This window comes from Nostoc sp. (assembly GCF_036917135.1).
GTDB lineage: Bacteria > Cyanobacteriota > Cyanobacteriia > Cyanobacteriales > Nostocaceae > Nostoc.
The window spans coordinates 213,624-230,660 of the sequence record NZ_JBALEA010000076.1 but is presented as its reverse complement, the minus strand read 5'-3'; the positions used below and the strand labels follow the sequence as shown (position 1 = coordinate 230,660).

General features: G+C 42.3%; 12 protein-coding genes and 1 pseudogene. 6 read left to right on the top strand and 7 right to left on the bottom strand.

Annotated elements, in window-relative coordinates:
* Positions 1-373: 373 nt before the first annotated feature.
* From V7K50_RS24530 to V7K50_RS24520, 3 genes are all read right to left on the bottom strand, one after another.
* Positions 374-4,249, bottom strand: coding sequence for a PAS domain S-box protein (locus V7K50_RS24530; RefSeq protein ID WP_334964616.1), 3,876 nt, complete (start codon positions 4,247-4,249; stop codon positions 374-376).
* Between the two features lie 593 nt (positions 4,250-4,842).
* Positions 4,843-6,429, bottom strand: coding sequence for a B12-binding domain-containing radical SAM protein (locus V7K50_RS24525; RefSeq protein ID WP_334964614.1), 1,587 nt, complete (start codon positions 6,427-6,429; stop codon positions 4,843-4,845).
* Between the two features lie 763 nt (positions 6,430-7,192).
* Positions 7,193-8,206, bottom strand: a complete 1,014-nt coding sequence (locus tag V7K50_RS24520; RefSeq protein ID WP_334964612.1) for a cyanophycin synthetase — start codon at positions 8,204-8,206, stop codon at positions 7,193-7,195.
* An 845-nt stretch (positions 8,207-9,051) separates the two neighbouring features.
* Here V7K50_RS24520 and V7K50_RS24515 point away from each other — a divergent pair.
* The 3 genes from V7K50_RS24515 to V7K50_RS24505 all read left to right on the top strand — a co-directional run bounded on the left by V7K50_RS24515 (position 9,052) and on the right by V7K50_RS24505 (position 11,072).
* Complete coding sequence (locus V7K50_RS24515) at positions 9,052-9,288, top strand: hypothetical protein (protein ID WP_292769779.1); 237 nt, start codon at positions 9,052-9,054, stop codon at positions 9,286-9,288.
* Between the two features lie 399 nt (positions 9,289-9,687).
* Positions 9,688-10,104, top strand: coding sequence for an Hpt domain-containing protein (locus V7K50_RS24510; RefSeq protein WP_334964634.1), 417 nt, complete (start codon positions 9,688-9,690; stop codon positions 10,102-10,104).
* Complete coding sequence (locus V7K50_RS24505; protein ID WP_334964632.1) at positions 10,104-11,072, top strand: PleD family two-component system response regulator; 969 nt, start codon at positions 10,104-10,106, stop codon at positions 11,070-11,072. The genes V7K50_RS24510 and V7K50_RS24505 overlap by 1 nt, the downstream gene beginning before the upstream one ends.
* A 94-nt stretch (positions 11,073-11,166) precedes the next feature.
* Here the strand turns inward: V7K50_RS24505 and V7K50_RS24500 are convergent.
* The 3 genes and pseudogenes from V7K50_RS24500 to V7K50_RS24490 all read right to left on the bottom strand — a co-directional run.
* A pseudogene (locus V7K50_RS24500) lies at positions 11,167-11,367 on the bottom strand (helix-turn-helix transcriptional regulator); the annotation flags it as partial.
* Entirely contained in the window at positions 11,360-11,596 is a 237-nt protein-coding gene (locus V7K50_RS24495; RefSeq protein ID WP_334964610.1) for a killer suppression protein HigA, read from the bottom strand. The gene V7K50_RS24495 and the pseudogene V7K50_RS24500, both read right to left, overlap by 8 nt.
* 176 nt (positions 11,597-11,772) lie before the next feature.
* Positions 11,773-12,909 carry a cob(I)yrinic acid a,c-diamide adenosyltransferase gene (locus V7K50_RS24490; protein WP_334964608.1) on the bottom strand — a complete coding sequence of 379 codons (1,137 nt, stop codon included), beginning with the start codon at positions 12,907-12,909 and terminating at the stop codon, positions 11,773-11,775.
* Positions 12,910-13,125: 216 nt separating this feature from the next.
* On the opposite strand from V7K50_RS24490, the gene fraC reads away from it, so the two are divergent.
* The 3 genes from fraC (at position 13,126) to V7K50_RS24475 (ending at position 15,801) form a co-directional block, all read left to right on the top strand.
* Entirely contained in the window at positions 13,126-13,665 is a 540-nt protein-coding gene (gene fraC, locus V7K50_RS24485; protein ID WP_334964606.1) for a filament integrity protein FraC, read from the top strand.
* Between the two features lie 64 nt (positions 13,666-13,729).
* A complete protein-coding gene (gene fraD / locus V7K50_RS24480; RefSeq protein ID WP_334964603.1) occupies positions 13,730-14,737 on the top strand; it encodes a septal junction protein FraD in 1,008 nt (335 codons plus the stop codon).
* Positions 14,738-15,021: 284 nt separating this feature from the next.
* Positions 15,022-15,801 (top strand): ABC transporter permease, encoded by a 780-nt coding sequence (locus V7K50_RS24475; protein ID WP_334964601.1) that lies wholly within the window; start codon positions 15,022-15,024, stop codon positions 15,799-15,801.
* Positions 15,802-15,918: 117 nt separating this feature from the next.
* Here V7K50_RS24475 and aroF read toward each other — a convergent pair whose 3' ends face one another.
* The gene (gene aroF, locus V7K50_RS24470) at positions 15,919-16,977 is read right to left on the bottom strand and encodes a 3-deoxy-7-phosphoheptulonate synthase (protein ID WP_334964599.1); all 1,059 of its coding nucleotides are present in this window, start codon (positions 16,975-16,977) and stop codon (positions 15,919-15,921) included.
* Positions 16,978-17,037 lie beyond the last annotated feature (60 nt).

The window sequence follows — 17,037 nt, the reverse complement described above, 5'->3', positions numbered from 1 at the left end:
TAATGAGTAATGAGTAATGAGTAATGAGTAATGAGTAATGAGTAATGAGTAATGAGTAATGAGTAATGAGTAATGAGTAATGAGTAATGAGTAAAATTTCTTACTTATTACTTATTACTTATTACTTATTACTTCACCCGCGAAGGGAGCAGGGGAGCTTGTGAGAAATGCGGGTATAGCGGTTCCCATTCAGATGCAGTACAAGGTTACATCACGAGGTGTAGGGGCACGGCAATGCCGTGCCCCTACGGGTGTACCTCACGTAAATGATAACTGCTATAGTCCTGTGGTTTTCAAAGCCTCTCCCCCGTGGGGTAGAGGTTTGGAGAGGGGTAAAAAGCCATGCAACACAACGAGAAATCAAGGCTGTTGATTACTGAATCGATGCTCTAGTGCCATTGGTCTGGGCACTCTTTAGAAGTGGTAATTTGACTGTAAAGGTCGCTCCTTGTTCTTTACCTGGACTATCTGCGTGGACAGTACCGCCATGTAATTCTACTAAATGACGGACGATCGCTAATCCTAGTCCTAATCCGCCGTATGTTCTAGTGTTGGAACTATCAGCTTGACGAAAGCGATCAAAAACGTAAGGAAGAAAGTCAGAACTGATGCCAATGCCTGTATCAATCACCTGAATTTGAGCATATTTATCTGTTGTCTGGTGTTTTTCTTGGCCACTGACTACTGACAACTGCACCTTTACTCGTCCTCCAACGGGTGTAAATTTGATGGCATTAGATAATAGATTCCAGATGATTTGCTGCAAGCGCTCGAAATCACCGGAAACTTCTGAAGATTCTAGATTTTCGCCATTGATTCCTAATGCCCAACCTGAATTTGACGTTTCTTTTGAGGGAATTAGGGAAAATCTCAAATCGATTTCCTTGGAGTGGGCGGCGAAACTAACAGTTTCGATGGCTGACTCAATGATGGGAACCACATTACAAGTATCGACATTGAGGCGTAACTTGCCTCTAATCATCCGCGATATATCTAGCAGATCTTCAATTAGCTGGCATTGCGCTTTGGCATTGCGCTCAATTGTCTCTGTAGCCCTAGCCATTTGGGCTTCACTGAGCTTGGTTCGTTGCAGTAATTGCGCCCAGCCAAGGATGGCATTAAGGGGCGATCGCAATTCATGAGATAATATTCCCAGAAACTCATCCTTCATGCGGTTAGCCTCTTGCAACTGCTCAGTTTGTTGTTGCAAAGAAGCAATTAAACTAGCCCGTTCCATTGCGATCGCTATTTGGTCGCATACTGCTTGCATCATCCCCTTTTGATTGTCAGTGAAGCTTAACAGAGTGCGGCTACCAAAAGAAAGAGTACCTAACAGCCGTCCTTGGGCAATCAATGGGTATGCATAATAAGCAGTAATGCCTAAAGAGCAAAGCAATTTTGTTTTCGGGTCAATTGATTGCTGCACATTCTCTACAGCTATTGCACAACGCTCCTGGGCTACAGTACCGCAAACTGCTTCACCAAATGGCAACGACTCAATTTCCTTTGCCTTCTCCTCGGAAATGCCACTGTAAGAATCTAGCCGCATTATCTGAGAGTTATTTTCAACTAAATAGTTGAAATAAACATCTAAACCAATTTGGTCTCTTAGTTTGCGGTAGACGCTATCAATTAGTACTACTGGTTGTTGACTCGATAGTAAATCGTTAGCTGTGTCGAATAGTAGCTTTAGCCTTTTGTAACTTAAGGAGAGGGCTTTTTGTGCCTCCTTGAGGTTGCTAATTTCTTGAAACACCAAGATACAGGTAGCGGGATGACCGTGCATTGCTGGCAAGGTATCAGCAAATATTAGTAGAGAGCGCACACCAGAGGGAGTGTGCCAGTCCACCTCCAATCCATTCAGGCGTTCGCCAAGGGCAACCCGCACTCCTGGCATTTGTTCGTTGGGGATGCGATCGCCATCTGCATCTGTGTAGTGGTAAACTGTGTGATACTCTGTTGCGGGTATACCTTTAGGAAATTCGCCCCCAGCTAATTCGTTAGCAGAGCGATTGGCAAAAGTTACCCGCGCCGTTCCTGGTTCGATAAACAATAGCGGTCTCGGCATCAGATTTAACACATCTTCCAGCCATTTTTGCTGATTTAGAACTACTTCCTCTGTCTGCTTGCGTTCCGTAATATCGACAAATGCCCCAACGCTTCCTCTGGTTTTACCCTCTTCGTCAAACAGGGGTGCAACGGACTCCAACAGGTTAACGATTTTTCCATTGTCATGGACTATATCAACTTCAAAATCCAGAACTTCAACACCATAAGCAGCAGAGTACTGCATGGGGAGTTCCTCTGCTGACAGTTCCCTTCCTTGGCGATAGATTTTAAAGCTGGTTGGTTTTTCATCCAAAGGAGCGTTAAGGGAAGCATTTATATCTGAGGATATCCCCAACTGTTTGGCAAAAGCCGGGTTTACCTTGATATTTTGGCATTGTGGATCTTCGGCAATGCCAATTCCAATGGGAATTACTTCCAACAAAGTTTGTAACTCAGTAATGCGGCGCTGTAGATCCCTATTTAGTTGTAATATTTGTTCCTTGGACTGTTTTTGCTCGCTGATGTTGCGAGTCACAGTTGCTAAGGCAATTGGCTGACCTGTATTCTTGTCTGTAACAGTGAAGATGTTGTAATCAATTGGTATCGGTTGACCTGTTTGGAGATGTCGGAAGCAAAATTCTCCCTGCCAGCGCCCTTGTAATCGCACAGTCGGCAGAATATATTCTTGAAAATAGGCTTTATCTTTGGGCATGAAGTAATCTAATACTGCTTTTTGCCTGACTTCATCGGCGCTAGCCAGCCCTACCAGCTTTTGACCTGCATCGTTGATGTAGAGTAATTGACCCTCAAGGGTAGCGATACTAATAAAGTCAGAGCTATTTTCTACCAGCGATACTAATTTTTGTTGCTCTGCTTGTGCTTGCTTGCGTTCGCTTAAGTCGAGAATAAATGCTACTGACTCTTCGTGGTTTTCTCCTAACAGGACGTAACCAACTAAAACTGGGATGCGGCTACCATCTTTACGAATGTATTCTTTCTCGTAAGGCGTACAAGCAGCATTGGCGCTGACTTCTGCTTCGGCGACACCTCGCTCATCCAAGTATAAATACTCTGGTGGGGTGATATTGATCCAACTAACCTTACCCGCTAACAAATCCTCCCGCGTGTAACCAATCATCCTGAGAAATTCGTCGTTTGCCTGCTGGATACCGCCATACACATCGCCAAACATAATACCGATGACGTTAGCATCGACGAAACTCCCCAATTTATCTTTGTAGGTTCTCAGTGCTTCTTGGGCGAGGTCGCGTTGTTGGCTGAGGCGTTCAATAACTGCCGCACTTTGCCAAATCAAAACAGTAAAAATTACAATTAGGACGATGGCAAACACTGATACTGCAAAGGCCGGATCGTATTGTCCAGCCCGTTGACCGACAACAATTATCCACCCCAATATAAAAGGTACTGCGATCGCGGCAACTAATAAACGACGTGCAAGTAAGCCGCCGTAAGTATCACTTGTAACTAGCCTCATTAACCCCTGTTCTGCCTGCGCCCACAAAATACTTATACTTAGTAAGCTGAACAACAACGCTGTGTGTAACGCCATTGATGTTGTAAAAGGAGCAAGTCCATAGAGAACTTTCACTTTGTAGGCATAGCCCATGAGCGCCTGAAAGGAAATTAAAGTAGCTATCAGAGCCAGAATCTGAGCATACCAATAACTGCGGTAGTTTTTTGGATGAATCAGAATTTGTAGAGCTGCACTGACAAGCATAAAGTTCAGTGCTGTGTTTACCCCCATTCGCCCCGGATGCGATGTCGTCAAACTGGTTGGTAAATCAGGGAATAGCAGTTCGTCAATACCAAAATTCCAGCCAAACACATATTGCCAGAGTGTGAGCGTAGCAATTGTAGTGACAGCTATTGCACAAACCCTAGAAATTAGCAGAGTGGGGAATAATTTTGAATTTTGAATTTTGAATTTTGAATTGTTGTCCCTTCCTTTTAAAAATAACCACAGCGACACACCACACAGCACAAAACACAGCGCTGTATTGACTTTCATTGTGGCAGGACTACCAGGAAAACCGCACTTGAGAACTTCAATGTCAAGCCACCAGCCAATTAGTACTAAACTGCCAACCAAAATGGGGATTGCACTTGCGACTTTTGCCACAAGTGTATTTGCAGGGATTTTAAATATATCTTGCAGCCGCAAGCGGTTAACATTTAACATTGAGTGTTCTCTAACCGCATCTATCTAGCGTCATCAGCTTCGGTATTTCTTACGGATTAATCATTTAGCTCACTTGTATTTTAGACTCCTCATTGACTTACTTTTCATCTACCTCTATGCATATTTTTTCTGGAATATTTTAGAGTAAGAAATAACGGTAGCTCAAAAAACCACCTTTGCTATCTCCTTTTAGGCTACGGTGTACACACAAGTTTCAAATAGCTGATATAACCTAGGTTTTACCCCACCCTAACCTTCCCCGATATATTGGGGAGGGAACTAGATTTCTTGTTTCCCCCCTTTACAAGGGAGGTAATTACCGTATTCAGGGCGCTGATGTTGCCATTGGTGTCAACTTAACGTCAAAGCCAGCCTAGAACAACCTTTTAGAGATTATCTCGTTTCCAGCCTCTGGCTGGAAACGAGGTTTTAAAGGGATTTTATCTTAACTTGACACCAATGACAGGATGCCCACCCCAGAAGATGGATAATTTATTTCTGGGAAGTTCCGAGAGGGGTTTGTTGGGTAACGCTTACGCTCAACCCAACCTACGAATATTCAAAACCTACGCAGTATTGAGAAGAGATGTTGTCTAGACATGGGTAGAAATTAGCGAAGAGTTTCTAACCCTAGCTTCTGCTTCCAGAAATTCAGCCACTTGAGCCTCAATTTCATCCCGGACAATCTGGCGATACTCCACAAAATGCTCAATTTGGGCACAAACAGCTAAGTAGCTACTCACCCCACCCGGATTATGCTGATACATACTCCACAGGTTGCGCCAAAATTGCCAGCGCGTCTGACGACGTACACCTTGGCGCCAGCAAATCACCAGCAACGCCCGAAGTACTTTCCAATTCAATGGTTTCTTGGCAGCTTTGCCCTTTTTCGGATAGGTTGCTTCGCCCAAAAGACGGAAGTGTTTGTATGTCCGCTCCAAAAATCGCTCCGGCTCATACAAATCCCAGAATGCTTGCACATATTCGTGAGCGATGTCTTCTAAGGGTCGAGTTGGCACAAAATTCATCAACGTGGTTTGGTTGATGTTGGCTGATTTGCTGCGGAGTCGTCCTTCCTTTTCTAATCTATGCCAAAGGGCTGTATCTGGAAGGGCTTGCAGCATACTAAATAAGGCTGTGGGAATTGCTGTTTGCTCGACAAATTTGACAATTCGTGCGCCTGCTCCCACCTTCTCACCATCAAACCCAATAATAAAGCCAGCCATGACTCGCAGCCCTGAGAGGGTAATCTTATTCACCGCTTCGCTGAGGGAGTCTCTGGTATTCTGGTATTTCTGAGTGAAAGCGAGACTTTCTTCGTCGGGGGTTTCAATTCCCAGAAAAACGGCTCCAAAATTACAAGCTACCATCAAATCCATCAGTTCTTGGTCTTGGGCTAAATCAACTGAAGCTTCTGTAGCAAAGGAAAAGGGATAGTTATGTTCCACCATCCAGGGCAGAAGGGACTTCAAAAATAATTTGACATTCCGCTTATTACCGATGAAGTTGTCATCCACCATAAAAATACTCCGCCGCCAACCCAATTTATAGAGGTAATCAAGTTCTGATAAAAGTTGAACTGGGTCTTTAGTGCGGGGTTTGCGACCGTATAGCACAATAATGTCACAAAATTCACACTGAAAGGGACATCCCCGGGAAAATTGCACCGACATCTCCGCATAAGCATCAAACTCTAGCAATTCGAAGCGAGGAATGGGAGTATTGGTAACATCTGGTTTTTCACCGTCAGAACGGAAGATGCCTGTGCGATCGCCACGTGCGATCGCTGCTACAAATAAGGGTAGGGTAATTTCTCCTTCGTCTAATATCAAATAGTCAGCTCCGGCAGATGTCATTTCATTGGGTAGCGCTGTCGGGAAAGGCCCACCCACAGCAACCCGCTTACCTCTCTGTTTTGCCTCCAATATCTGAGAGAGCAAATCCTCTTTCTGCACAATCATCGCCGACATAATCACCAAATCTGCCCAAGCCCATTCTGCTTCTGTACAGACGCGAACATTTCGATCTACTAGCTTGAAATCCCATTCCTGGGGTAAAATCGCGGCAACAGTCACCAAGCCTAAAGGCGGTAACATGGCTTTACGGTCTAATAAAGCCAGTGTTTTTTCAAAAGACCAAAAACTTTTGGGAAACCGGGGATATAGAAGTAAAACGTTCATATTTGATGTTTATAAACCTTGATTTTTGTTGCAGGGTAAGGCTGAACCAGTCTTGACACCACATTAGACGAGCTTCTGTATCCAGTAGCTTCACCCTCTACTATGACTGATTCAGACAAAGCAATATCAGTTCCTTTTATAACTTGGCAAATTGGCAACTCTTAGAAAATTAACTGTGTTATTTTCAGTCTTATACAAGGTGTATTTGCACTTTCAAGCTATTTAGACGGGCTGCAACCCGTCTTTATTTATTAAACCCGGAGAACCCCACCCCACTAAAGCTGTGCTTTGTCTCCCCTCACCTTAGCAACTACGGTGTACACCACACACAAGTCTGAAATAGCTGATTAACCTAGGTTTTACCCCACGCTAACCCTCCCCTTTATAAGGCAATACAGTTCAGTTAAGTAATTTTTTCCTCCTCCTTCCTCTCTCTCCGTGTCCTCTGCGCCTCTGCGGTACCCTGCGGGAAGCCGTACCACTTCGTGGAAGCAAGCTACGCGTAGCGTCTCGTAGAGAAGCGTCTACGTTAAAAAAATGACTTTGACTCATAGTACTAGCCTTAACCCAAGCGTATTGAAATATAAGGCTACGGTGTACACACAAGTATTCTAAAGTTGTCTCACAGGCTTTTGATCCCCCCAACCCCCCTTAAAAAGGGGGGCAAAAACTTCTTAAAGTCCCCCTTTTTAAGAGGGATTTAGGGGGATCTAAACGTTTTGCTAGCAAGAAGATGACTTTTCAAACAACCTCTAAGGGCAATTCATGAATTGTCCCGACTTTTACTCTCGTTTTCAAGTGCTTTGAGAACTTTGAGATATAACTTTTCTACTCTTTTCGTTTGAACTTCACCAAATGATGCATAGTGAGTTAAACTAGGAGCGCCATTGACTTCAATGATCGTATAATCTCCCATTGGTGATGTTATATCACTAGTAAGAATATCTACACCTGCTAATCTTAATTCCATATCTTTTGTAATACTTACGGCTAATTTTTGAAAATCAGGATGGATATTTTCAGTGAAGTCTACTGCCTCGCCCCCAGTCGATAAATTTGCATTGTCTAAAAGATAGATTATATTATTTTTGGGTATAACAGTATTAAAATTTAGCTTCCGTCTTCGCAAGTTTTTTTTTATTCTGTAATCTTCAAAATCTATAATTTCTTTTCTACCATTTTTGATAAAAGTTTCCTGCTTCTGTTGCATAAGTTCCAAAATAGTAGCTTGAGCATCTCCTACTATAAATAAGGGAATTCTTTGATATGCCGAAACTATCTCATCATCAAGTACTACAATTCTATAGTCATTACCACTATAAAATCGCTCAACAATAAATCCTGAGGTTTTTTGCAAGATTTTCTTGGCCGCTTGATAGTATTCTTGCTTGTTGTGAACCTTTGTAACAAATATTCCTTGACTGAGATTAATCGGCTTGACAATTACGGGAAATCCCAACTCTTTAGCATAATAAAATCCTGCATCTATATTCCTGGTATTAGCTGTTTCTTCGCATAACTCTTCACTAAAAAATGTTTTTCCTTCAGTAACCTTGTAGCCGAATTTATTCAGAAAAAAGTTTGAAACCCCTTTGTCTTTAGCTATTGCTACTGAGCCAGAAGAATTAATACTAAATCTGCTACTACGAAAAAAAGTTTTATTACCGTTTTTAAATATAATCAGTCCCACAAAGGGGCATTCTGGATCTAATAAAACTATCGCTCCTATTTCCTCTGCTACTTTTTGAAGTATTGATGTTACAAATGGTGTTTCCATTATCATAACTATAATTTTACCGGGAGAATTTTACCTATTTTATAGCAATTAGTCAAGATACTTTAAATTAAAAAATCCCACTTTATATTTTCCCAAAAGCTCTATTAAAAGCCTGATGAAAAATTCATTTTCTAATATATAAAGAAACGATTAAAATTTAATTACAGCAGATTTCAGGCAAATGAAATACATAGATAAAACCCAAAACCTTGTAGAGACGTAGCAGTGCTACGTCTCTACGTGTATTCGATTAGAGCGTAATCTGCTGTATTCTAAACTAACTATAAAAAACGTAAGTGCCCACAAGACATAGGAGTGAAAATGGCGTAGGCACAATTCATGAATTGTGCCTACCAAGGATTTCGAGCAACGCAGAATTAATTTTCACTCCTATCTCTACAATATAGCTTTACCGTAGGCGTGTAGCCCAACCTAGGCATCGCACTAGAGAAAAATTAAGAGTTTGTCCCCGCCCATTAATTCTCCACACGTTATTGTTCATTTTCTGGTGAGTTTTTAAGAGTTCTTTTTCAGACATTAATGCTCATCTTCTTACTGATTCGGACTTTACTTATGTGTGTCCATACAAATAATGCAAACCCAATAATTGCCAAACTTTCTGGTTGAGCATTGTTGTGTCCTGGAAACAATTGCAAATTAAGGATTTGAGATTCATTATCACCTGAAAATTCCAACTGAGTTGGTCTAAAATAGAGCGCTAAGTGTTGACAATTTATAAATAATCGAATAACAAGGTGGCAGCAGCATTAAAAAAAAGCGTTAGTGCATTCCTACCTAGAAACTAATTAACGCCCCTCATTAAACTTCATACGGATAACATCATTATGCCAGAAAATACGGATAACAAAGCTTCCAAATCAGACAATCAGCCTATTGCCTATAAAGAACGCCTCAATTCTTGGGCGATCGCTCGTCTACTTCCTAATACGCAACGGGAAATTGTTGCTCGTTTCCGCAGCCGTTCTGATGCCGATGGCTATATGCGCCATCTCCCTCAGGAAATACCAAATGCTTCTTATATGGTTGTTTTTGATTGTCAACGCCAAGAAGCTGTGATTTAACTTACTTTGGTTTATTTTCGCCTACTTACTTAGACCTTCACGCTTCACTTCAAAATTCTGGATGTTGATAGCAATCCTATTTGATTTGCCCTCCACCAAGAAGCTCAGAACCCCAACTTCTTCAAGAAGTTGGGGTTCTTTTTGTTCGTGGTACCTTCTACCATCTCAATCAACCAGACAAGGGGAATTCGTAAACTTTTGCCACAGTGTACTAAGCTGTTGCACATTTAAGTTGCATAATTAGGGCGCTCATGTTGCCCACCCACAGGACTTATAGCGGTTACCACTCAGATGCGGTACAAAATTAGATCGCAAAGTGTAGGGGCAATTCATGAATTGCCCCTACGGGTGTACCTCACGTGAACGAGAGCCGCTATATATGAAGAATTAGGGAGAGTGATGTGCCCAGAATTGCCACCTTCGTCAGATATTCTCCAGTCAGGGCAAAACCAGACATTCAAAAGCGCCAAAATTGATGCCAAAATTCTCCAATCCTTGCGGGATATGGTCAGAGGAGATCGTGTGGCATTTGCTGAAATAATTGAGTGTTATCTTACAGAGACACTAAGATTAGTGCAACAGATTAGCGCCGCGATCGCAACTCAGGATATCGAGACTATATGGCAGACAGCCCACCAACTTAAGTCTAGCAGTGCTTCTGTTGGTGCGATCGCCTTGGCGCAGCTTTGCAAGGCGTTAGAAGCACAGGGACGCAGGAGTAAATTAGAAAACAGTCTAGAATTACTTCCACAACTATATGAGGAATATGAACAAGTTAAAACTGCCTTAGAAAAAGAACTTGTGAAGGAAGCATGATGAAAGCCACTGCTCAAGAAAGCCAATCTTTAGTTCTAATTGTTGATGATGAACCTTTTATTCGCCTGATACTGCGGCATTTCTTGGAGCGGGAAGGCTATCAAATAGCGGAAGCTCAAAATGGCATAGAGGCAATAAAAGCTTTTAAGCAACTGCACCCTGATATCGTACTTCTTGATGCCATAATGCCGGATATGGATGGATTCGAGTTTTGCAAGCAGTTGGAGCTTTTGCATTGTAGCAAGCACACTCCAGTTTTAATGATTACAGGACTTGAAGATCAAGAGTCAGTTGACCATGCATTTGCAGTGGGGGCAATGGATTATGTTACCAAACCGATTCACTGGCCAGTTTTGCGACAACGGATAAAACGCTTGATTGAACAATCTCAGTTACAGCAAAAATTAGAAGCTGTGAATGTGGAATTGCAACGATTAGTTACCATCGATGGGTTAACTCAAGTAGCTAACCGCCGACGGTTTGAAGAGTATTTGAAGCAAGAGTGGCAGAGGATGAAACGGGATCAACAGTCTCTTTCCCTGATTCTTTGCGATGTTGATTTCTTCAAATTATATAATGATACCTATGGTCATCGGGTAGGCGATCGCTGTCTTCAAGAAATTGCTCAAGCGATCAAAGATATTATCAAACGTCCTGGAGATTTAGTTGCCCGTTATGGTGGGGAAGAATTTGCTGTGATTTTACCTAACACAGACACCGAGGGGGCGACTAATATTGCCGAGAAAATTTGTCATGCTGTGCGGACACTGGCAATTCCTCATCAAAATTCTCAGGTTAGTCCTCATGTAACCATTAGTGCCGGGTTTACGACAGAAATCCCTCAGCCAGATTCTGACTTAGAAGAAATGATTGCGGCAGCAGATCGGGCATTGTATCAAGCAAAAGCAGCAGGACGCGATCGCTTTGTGCAAAATATTTTACTACCCGGAAGTAAAAATTCCTGCTAGTTGTCCACTCCTTTAAGCGGTTTTCTTCTTCTATCCTTGCCAAAGCTGCACGATATTGAGCTTCATATCTAAGCCAGAATGCTGCTGTACCACCCATAACCCGTTCTAGCTTCAGGGCTATTTCTTCATTGATCGGTACTTTACCATTGATGAGTAGACTGATCTGTTTCGTAGTGTAGCCTAATCGCTCTGCTAACTGTACTTGTGTCCAATCACGCTCTGACAATAAATCAGCGATGGCATCACCGGGAGAAGATACCCAATCTGGAGTGAATGTTCGGGTTGTCTCAGTCATGGTAATCTCCAATAAAAACAATACAAACAGCAGTAACATTTGACCAATCAATGCTTCCATCCTCGGTAAGGGGGATGGGGTCGTTGTCTGGCTTAAATACAAGCCGCTTACCACCTTCTAGGTCTACTGCAAACTCACCTGCACGATCTCCTTTTAAAGGATGTGGACGACCTGCAAATAATTCCGTGACACAACTAGCAGCACCAAGAATAGCCAATCGGGTTGTCAATTTCTTTGCACATTTTGTACCCAATTTTCTTTGCGCTAAGTCTTGTTGTTAGCATAGGTTTTGCAGTTTGCGGTCAGCGAAGGTGATTTCCATGCGTTACTAGACTAATATTAGGTTTACCATTTTGGTATCCTTATGTTCTTAGAGAAACTAGGATATCAATTTATCAGCAACGCCTAAAAATCTACCCCTCGTTTAAGTTCTACACCTTGATTGGCATAGTGTTTGTGGCAGTAAACCTCTGAGTGGACGCTAGCTAAGTCGAAGTATGCGGGGGGATTTTGGCAGCGGCCAGTGATAATGATTTCGGTGTCGCGGGGTTTGCGGAGTAAAGCTTGGACAATGGGTTCAACGGGGAGTAGTTCTAAATCAACGGTGGGATTTAGTTCATCGAGGATAATAGTTTTATACAATCCAGAAGCGATCGCAACTTTGGCAATTTCCCAACCCCGTTCGGCTTCTACATAATCTAATTCTTGCCGAGAATTTCGCCAGACGATGGCATCTCCACCGCAACGCTGATGATCTACCACTTCTGGATATGATTGCTGTAAGGCAGCGATCGCTGCGTCTTCTGTGTAGCCGCTACCACCTTTCAGCCACTGCATAATCAACACACGGGTAGACCCTGGATGATTAATTCCCCTACCAATTGCCTGCAAAGCTTTGCCCAAAGCACTTGTAGACTTACCTTTACCAGCACCAGTATAAATTTCAATCCCTTCAAGTAAGAGGGCTTTGGCTGTTGGGTGGTGATGAGGTTTCATTTCTGAGTGCAAATCTGCAATATCAAGCAACTTTTGCGGTGCAGCCCGTCCAGTCGCAATAATTTCTAACTCTTGGGGTTTAGATTTTAATGTCCGTACCACTTCATCCACTGGTAGCAAACCTAAATCTAGAACCGGGTTAAGTTCATCTAAGACGACAACTGAATATAAACCACTAGCGATCGCACCTTTGGCGACATCCCAACCCCGCGTTGCTTCCTCTCGGTCAAAGGTGGTAATTTCTTCTGGGCCAAAAAATTCGGCTCTCCCAGTGCGAACTTGGTCAATTAAATGGGGAAACCCGCGTTGCAAAGCTGCGATCGCGCCATCTTCATCATAATCACGTTCCGGGCCTTTTAAAAACCGCAGTAGTAAAACCCGGTTAGAATTGCTAGGCGTATTTATCCCCAAGCCAATGGAGCGCAAAACCACCCCTAAAGCCGCTTGGGACTTACCTTTACCCACGCCATCGTAGACGTGAATTTGACCAATGAGCCGTTCCTGACGCACTTGCGCCGTGCGAATACCGATACCGTTCCTTGTCATGTCTCAAAAGGCTATAACGTGGCAGTCTTTAATCTTACCTAACGTCTTGCCCTTCTAACGTCTCCGTATAATGGTCAGCTTGATGTATTAACAATATCAATCTAAGAATACTCTCACACCAGCATAGTAAAGGACAAGAACAATGAGATAATTTCCCCCATCACCCTCACTATCCCAGTTATACTCACTACAGTTAACTCTTACCCTTGACTATTTATGCCTGAAAATTGGATGCTTCCCAGGATTTTTCCCATTGGTGGAATTCTGTTTGACCTTTTGTTTGTAATGATTGCCATCCCCGTCGAAGCTTATGTTTTGCACTATCGACTAAAATTTGACAAAAAAACTAGCACTTTTTATGCCATTTCTATCAATCTGTTTTCTAGTGTAATTGGTTGGTTCATCTTTTTTGTATCGGAACCACTGTTGCCAATAGAGGTGAAATCAGAATTAATTAACTATATGTTTTTTAATGGTTTCAAATCACCAAATACCCAAACTGTAATCATCTTAACTGCCTGTATAATTTTCTTTGCTACTTTTCTGATGAAATTTTTTATTTTAAGGGGTTTGCTACTATCATTAAATGAAACATTTGCTAAAAAGGAAGAAGAGCCTCAAACATCTCACAGACAGAAAAGGCTTCGTCTGAGCAGCGTTAACTTCCAAAATACTAATTTAGTTACTACTATATTAATAGCGAATTCTCTGAGTTATAGTGCTATAACTGTTATTTTATTATTTCGCTCAAAATAGCAAAAAGTTACTTGTTTAATTCCGAGGAAAATTAGTGATTGATTAATCAGGTGTAGAGAATAATATGAATACGCTACTTAAAGATGTATTTGGGATTTTTAAATTTGCAGAAGGGCTTTATGCGGGAATTAGAAAAGTATTAGTTCCACCCAAAGCTTATTCGTGGCAGACATTTATATATATGAGTGTTTTTTCTTGGGGACTCTCATATCTTGCCACAGGTTATATCAAAGATATCATTGCCTTTTTCGGTTGGTTATTTTTAATTGCCGGCACAGCTTGGTATACAACTGAAGATCCTTTGAGGGTTCCTGGTACTTTCATGCCAGTGGGGGCAGTAATTACTGGGTTTTTAGTGAGTGTTTTTGCATTTGGAAATCAACGGGATGTAATTACACCAAGAATAATTGTTTTTTGGCCGACAATTTCAGCACTAATTACGGCAATACCTGAGTTTATTGAAGGAAACGATACCGATGCTAAAGCTCGCATTCCTAAGCCACAAGACCGCCAAAGAATCATAATTTTAGTTGCTAGTAGTATGCTGCTAAGTTGCTGGATTCAGTTTTACTTTGTGATGGATAATTGGTTTCAACAATATCCCAGTTTGCAGGCAGATACTTTTAAAAATAGTACCTTTGTTGTCAGAACAGAAGAACGAGTAAAAATCCCCCAAAACGGTGTTGTCATTTTAGAGAAACTTCAACCAATAGTAGTAGAACAAATAGCTGCAAGACCTTGGTCGGAAGCAGAAAAATGGTTGCTAGATGCGAAACAGAAAGTAGGAACTTTGGGTAGAGAAATAATCCAAAAGAACCTGGCTAAATATGAAGAGAAGGAACTATGGCACGTTGAGCCGCGTGTAGCTAATACTAAATCTGGATATATATTAGATTTATTAAGTATTTGGATTGGACCGAGTTCTAATCCACGGGGCTATTATTTAAAGAAATCTTGTCGCATTGAACCAGTTGCACCAGCCAATAATTTAGGGAATAAGATTACAGTTGCAGAAATTGAATGCGATCGCGCCAGTAAATTGATTCCTGGCTCACCGCCTCCGCAGCAGTGAAGGTTGAGAGTGGGGAGTTGAGAGTTGAGAGTTAGGAGTTAGGAGTTAGGAGTTCTGAATGCGAGAGAATAACCAATGCCCAATGCCCAATGCCCAATCTGACTTTTCACGGTATCTGGAAAACCTCTCTCTAAATCTCTCTCCTTGTAGGAGAGAGACTTTGAATTTTCCCCCTTCCCGTGTCGGGAAGGGGGCTAGGGGGTTAGGTCTTCATGGGGTTTTCCACATGACGTGAAAAGTCAGATGCCCAATACCCAAAAAAAAATGCCCAATGCCCAAAAAAAATGACAATTAATAGAATTTTTGTATTGGCAAAAAATGTGTTTCAGGAAGTGGTACGCGATCGCATCCTATATATTATTGGTTTTTATGCGCTAATACTCGCCACTGCCTTCCGCGTCCTTCCTGAATTTGCAGCTACGACTGAAGACAAAATGTTTTTAGACTTTGGGATGGCGGCGATGAATGCCATCGGGTTAATTGTGACGATATTTGTTGGTACGGGACTGGTTAATAAAGAAATTGAAAAACGCACTATCTTGATGTTAATTGCTAAACCTGTCAGCCGCAGCGAAATTATCGTCGGCAAATACTTGGGTTTATCGGCAGTATTAGCCGTACTCGTCGCTACGATGACAGCAATTTATCTGGTATTTCTGCAATTTGGTAACATTCCTCATCCAACAGCGAGTATTATAATTGCTGCAATTTTCTTATTTTTGCAGTTGTCATTAATCACCTCTGTAGCTATTACCTTCGGTGTTTTTACCGCTTCTCTGCTAGCGACTGTTTTAACCTTTGCAGTATATTTAATCGGAAATATTACTCAAGATTTAGTACAACTTGGTCGTCTTAGCCACAACCCTGGTATGGAACGTCTAACTCAAGGTTTGTTTCTCATTTTGCCAGATTTATCTCGATTAGATTTGAAAAATAATGCCGTTTATGGTCTGCAAGCACTACCTGACACAACTGCACTGATTACAAATGCTGGCTATGGCTTACTTTATAGTGTCATGTTGTTAGCGATCGCTACTTTTATTTTTTCACAACGCGAATTTTAAGCATTGGGTACAGCTTAAGCCTTACTTATAGCGGTTCCCGCATAAGGTAATATCAAGTTCGGATAATTAGTTATGATTCCCACAGTCATTGCACCCAATACCATCATCCCCTCCACATCATGCTAGAGCCACGGCTGATTGCTGCCAGCGTCCCACGGCTTTACCAATTACTGCTAATTCTTGCATCAAGTGATCGAAACGGTCTGGTGTCAGAGATTGAGGCCCGTCGGATAAAGCTTTGGCAGGGTTGGGGTGAACTTCTATCATCAGGGAATCTGTGCCAGCTGCGATCGCTGCCATTGCCATTGAAGGCACAAACTCAGACCAACCAGTACCGTGGCTGGGGTCAATCATGATTGGCAGGTGAGTTAGCTTTCGCAACACTGGCACTACTGATATATCCAGCGTATTTCGCGTATACTGGCGGTCAAAGGTGCGTATTCCCCTTTCACACAAAATTACATTGGGATTGCCAGATGCCAAAATATACTCAGCTGCCATCAACCAATCTTCAATCGTAGCTGCCATTCCCCGCTTCAAGAGAACTGGTTTCGGCTGCGCTCCGACTTTTTTGAGCAACGAGAAATTCTGCATATTTCTTGCCCCCACCTGGATTACGTCAGCAACTTCGACAATTTTATCTAGATCAGCCGCATCCATCACTTCTGTAATAATACCTAGTCCACTGACTTCCCGTGCCTTTGCCAACAAATCCAAAGCACTCTCGCCGTGTCCTTGGAAAGCGTAAGGTGAAGTCCGGGGTTTGTATGCCCCACCGCGCAAAAATTTCGCTCCAGCCGTCTTGACGCGCTGCGCCGTTTCCACAATCATTTCTTCATTTTCTACGGAGCAGGGGCCGGCAACAACTACCAAAGGCTGGTGTTCACCAAATAGCACTGTTCCATTGGGAGTATTAACCACCACTTCCGAAGCTTCGCCGTGGCGGTACTGGCGACTGGCTCGTTTGTAAGGCTGTTCTACCCGCAAAACCTGCTCAATCCAGGGGCTAAGTTCCTGAATTTGTAGTGGATCTAAGCTGGCGGTTTCACCTACTAGACCAATGACTACTTTGTGTTGACCAACAATTTTTTCTGGAGTTAGCCCCCAACTAGTTAATTCCTCATCAATGCGGTTTATTTCCGCCTCTGGGGAACCACTTTTCATTACTATAATCATGTGAAAGTTCCTGATTAATTGAGTAAAATTTTTATGTAAATGGGCTAATTTTCTTTATTG

Excerpts from the sequence above, each read along its gene's own strand:
- V7K50_RS24530 (WP_334964616.1), bottom strand. The coding sequence starts at position 4,249 with ATGTTAAATGTTAACCGCTTGCGGCTGCAAGATATATTTAAAATCCCT.
- V7K50_RS24525 (WP_334964614.1), bottom strand. The coding sequence starts at position 6,429 with ATGAACGTTTTACTTCTATATCCCCGGTTTCCCAAAAGTTTTTGGTCT.
- V7K50_RS24520 (WP_334964612.1), bottom strand. The coding sequence starts at position 8,206 with ATGGAAACACCATTTGTAACATCAATACTTCAAAAAGTAGCAGAGGAA.
- V7K50_RS24515 (WP_292769779.1), top strand. The coding sequence starts at position 9,052 with ATGCCAGAAAATACGGATAACAAAGCTTCCAAATCAGACAATCAGCCT.
- V7K50_RS24510 (WP_334964634.1), top strand. The coding sequence starts at position 9,688 with ATGTGCCCAGAATTGCCACCTTCGTCAGATATTCTCCAGTCAGGGCAA.
- V7K50_RS24505 (WP_334964632.1), top strand. The coding sequence starts at position 10,104 with ATGAAAGCCACTGCTCAAGAAAGCCAATCTTTAGTTCTAATTGTTGAT.
- V7K50_RS24490 (WP_334964608.1), bottom strand. The coding sequence starts at position 12,909 with ATGACAAGGAACGGTATCGGTATTCGCACGGCGCAAGTGCGTCAGGAA.
- fraC (WP_334964606.1), top strand. The coding sequence starts at position 13,126 with ATGCCTGAAAATTGGATGCTTCCCAGGATTTTTCCCATTGGTGGAATT.
- fraD (WP_334964603.1), top strand. The coding sequence starts at position 13,730 with ATGAATACGCTACTTAAAGATGTATTTGGGATTTTTAAATTTGCAGAA.
- V7K50_RS24475 (WP_334964601.1), top strand. The coding sequence starts at position 15,022 with ATGACAATTAATAGAATTTTTGTATTGGCAAAAAATGTGTTTCAGGAA.
- aroF (WP_334964599.1), bottom strand. The coding sequence starts at position 16,977 with ATGATTATAGTAATGAAAAGTGGTTCCCCAGAGGCGGAAATAAACCGC.